The sequence below is a fragment of the Nocardioides stalactiti genome (assembly GCF_014180715.1).
GTDB classification, from domain to species: domain Bacteria; phylum Actinomycetota; class Actinomycetes; order Propionibacteriales; family Nocardioidaceae; genus Nocardioides; species Nocardioides stalactiti.
Genome location: NZ_JACEFC010000211.1, coordinates 1 through 3,100, shown reverse-complemented (window position 1 = coordinate 3,100; position 3,100 = coordinate 1). Strand labels below are relative to the sequence as shown.

At 75.0% G+C, this 3,100-nt stretch carries 4 protein-coding genes; all 4 read left to right on the top strand.

The genetic code is table 11. The features are described from left to right. Nucleotides 1-229: 229 nt before the first annotated feature. Nucleotides 230-700: a vWA domain-containing protein gene (locus H0487_RS22300; RefSeq protein ID WP_446685588.1), complete on the top strand. Its 471-nt coding sequence runs from the start codon at nt 230-232 to the stop codon at nt 698-700. A 54-nt stretch (nt 701-754) separates the two neighbouring features. After that, nucleotides 755-1,426: a 5,6-dimethylbenzimidazole synthase gene (gene bluB / locus H0487_RS22295; protein ID WP_312856065.1), complete on the top strand. Its 672-nt coding sequence runs from the start codon at nt 755-757 to the stop codon at nt 1,424-1,426. Further along, the gene (gene cobO, locus H0487_RS22290) at nt 1,426-2,028 is read left to right on the top strand and encodes a cob(I)yrinic acid a,c-diamide adenosyltransferase (RefSeq protein ID WP_183096393.1); all 603 of its coding nucleotides are present in this window, start codon (nt 1,426-1,428) and stop codon (nt 2,026-2,028) included. Before bluB ends, cobO begins: the two co-directional genes overlap by 1 nt. After that, nucleotides 2,022-3,100, top strand: a 1,079-nt coding sequence (locus H0487_RS22285; protein ID WP_183096392.1) for a cobyrinic acid a,c-diamide synthase CobB, incomplete at its 3' end; no start/stop codon positions are given. The genes cobO and H0487_RS22285, both read left to right, overlap by 7 nt.

The window sequence follows — 3,100 nt, the reverse complement described above, 5'->3', positions numbered from 1 at the left end:
CCGCAGCCGCGCGGTCACCGACACCGGCCGCCGGATCGGGAGCGAGCGGCCGCGCGCCGGCGGTGGTGCCCTCCACCTCGTGGAGACCATCCGCGCGGCGGTGCCGCACCAGCACGCGCGCGGCCGGGTCGACGGGCGGCTGCTCCTGCGCGCCGACGACCTCCGGGTCGCCGTCCGCGAGGGCAGGGAGTCCAACCTCGTGCTGTTCTGCGTCGACGCGTCCGGCTCCATGGCCGCGCGCAAGCGGATGGAGCAGGTCAAGACGGCCGTGCTGAGCCTGCTGCTCGACGCCTACCAGCGCCGCGACAAGGTCGGCCTGGTGACGTTCCGCGGCGACGCCGCCGAGCTCGTCCTGCCGCCGNCGAGCTCGTCCTGCCGCCGACCGGGTCGGTCGACGTCGCCGCCGCGCGCCTCGACGTCCTGCCGGCCGGCGGCCGCACCCCGCTCGCCGAGGGCCTGCTCGAGGCGGCCCGGGTGCTCGACCTGGAGCGGATCCGCGACCCGCGGCGCCGCCCGCTCCTGGTGGTCGTCACCGACGGTCGCGCGACGTCGGGGCGCGATGCGGTCGAGCGGTCGCGCCACGTCGCGGCCGGTCTCGCCGCGACGGGCGTCGGCGCGGTCGTCGTCGACTGCGAGAGCGGCCCGATGCGGATGGGCCTCGCGCGGGTCCTGGCCGACCACCTCGGTGCGGAGCACGTGACCGTCGGTGAGGTCAGCGCCGATGCCCTCGTCTCCCTCACCCGAGGAGGGTTGTGTGCCTGAGACAGCGGAATCCGAGGTCCTCGGGCACACGACCCCGCCGACGGCCGCACTGTACGACGTCATCGCGCGCCGCCGTGACGTCCGCGCGGAGTTCACGGGCGAGGAGGTCGGCGAGGACCGGCTGCTCCGCGTGCTCGACGCCGCCCACCGCGCACCCAGCGTCGGCATGAGCCAGCCGTGGGACTTCGTCGTCGTGCGCGACCCGGCCGTCCGTCGTACCTTCCGCGACCACGTGGCGACCGAGCGCGAGACGTTCGCGGCGTCCCTCCCCGAGGAGCGCCGGGGCACCTTCGCCACGATCAAGGTCGAGGGGATCTGCGAGTCATCGATGGGCGTGGTCGTCACCCACGACCAGGCTCGAGGCGGCGCCCACGTGCTGGGCCGGCACGCGATCGCCGACACGGGCCTGTTCTCGACCGTGCTCGCGATCCAGAACCTCTGGCTCGCCGCCACCGCCGAGGGCCTCGGGGTCGGCTGGGTTTCGTTCTACCGCGAGGAGTTCCTCCGCGACCTCCTCGCCATCCCCGAGGGCGTGCGGCCGATCGCCTGGCTCTGCCTCGGCACCGTCTCCCACCTCGAGACCGTCCCCGACCTCGAGCGACACGGCTGGCGCGCGCGCCGCCCGCTCGCCGAGGCGATCCACCACGAGAGCTGGAGCACCTGATGCCCCAAGGACAGCCACTCGTCACGCCCGCCGACGGGCTCACCACCCGGCAGCGCCGCAACCGGCCGCTGGTGATGGTCCACACCGGCGACGGCAAGGGGAAGTCGACGGCCGCGTTCGGCCTGGCCCTGCGCGGCTGGAACCAGGGCTGGAGCATCGGGATCTTCCAGTTCGTGAAGTCCGCCAAGTGGCGCCTCGGCGAGCAGACCGCGTTCGAGCGCCTGCCCACCGGCGACGGCCTCGGCTCGGTCGAGTGGCACAAGATGGGCTCGGGCTGGTCCTGGTCGCGCAAGGACGGCACCGAGGAGGACCACGCCGCCGCCGCGGCCGAGGGCTGGGCGGAGATCAAGCGCCGGATGCTGGCCGAGGAGCACGACCTCTACCTGCTCGACGAGTTCACCTACCCGATCAACTGGGGCTGGGTGGACCTCGACGACGTCCTCGCCACCCTCGGGGCGCGGCCCGGCCACCAGCACGTCGTCATCACCGGCCGTCGCGCCGACCCGCGACTGGTCGAGGCGGCCGACCTCGTCACCGAGATGACCAAGGTCAAGCACCCGATGGACGCCGGCCAGAAGGGCCAGAAGGGCATCGAGTGGTAGCCGTCCCCCGCGTCGTCGTCGCCGCCCCCGCCACCGGTCAGGGCAAGACGACGATCGCCACCGGCCTGATGGCCGCGCTGCGTCGTACCGGTCTGGAGGTCAGCGGCCACAAGGTCGGCCCGGACTACATCGACCCCGGCTACCACGCGCTCGCGTGCGGGCGGCCCGGGCGCAACCTCGACCCGCACCTGGTCGGCGAGGACCGGGTCGCGCCCCTGCTCCTGCACGGCGCCGCGGGCGCGGACGCGGCCGTCGTCGAGGGCGTCATGGGCCTGTACGACGGCAAGGTGGGCGCCCGGGGCTTCTCCTCGACCGCCCACGTCGCCACCCTGACCCGGACGCCGGTGGTCCTCGTGGTCGACATCTCCCGCTCGTCGCGCTCGATCGGCGCCGTCGTGCACGGCATGGCCACCTGGGACCCGACCGTCCAGGTCGCCGGCGTCATCCTCAACCAGGCCGGCTCGCCGCGGCATGCGGCCGAGGTCCGGGAGTCGATCAGCCTGCCCGTGCTCGGCGTGGTCCCCCGCGACCCGGACCTGGCGACCCCGTCCCGCCACCTCGGGCTGGTGCCGGCCGCGGAGCGGTCGGAGGCTGCCGCCGTCGTCGACCGGCTCGCCGAGCGGATCGCGGAGACGGTCGACCTCGACGCCGTGCTGACCCTCGCGCACACGGCCCCCGACCTCGACGCCGAGCCGTGGACGCCCCCGCAGCCGGCGAGCCCGGCGGTGGCGAGCAAGCGGGTCGCGGTCGCCGGCGGCCGGGCCTTCACCTTCCGCTACGCCGAGACCGCCGAGCTGCTCGAGGCGGCCGGCTGCGAGGTGGTGTCCTTCGACCCCGCGACCGACACCGCGCTCCCCGAGGGCACCCGTGGGCTCTACCTCGGGGGCGGCTTCCCCGAGGTCCACGCCGCCGCGCTCGCCGACAACGCCGGGTTGCGCGCCGAGATCCGCGACGCCGTCCGCGAGGGGCTGCCGACCGTCGCCGAGTGCGCCGGGCTGCTCTACCTGTGCCGCACGCTCGACGGCGTCCCGATGACCGGCGTCCTCGACGCCGACGCCGCGATGACCGGGCG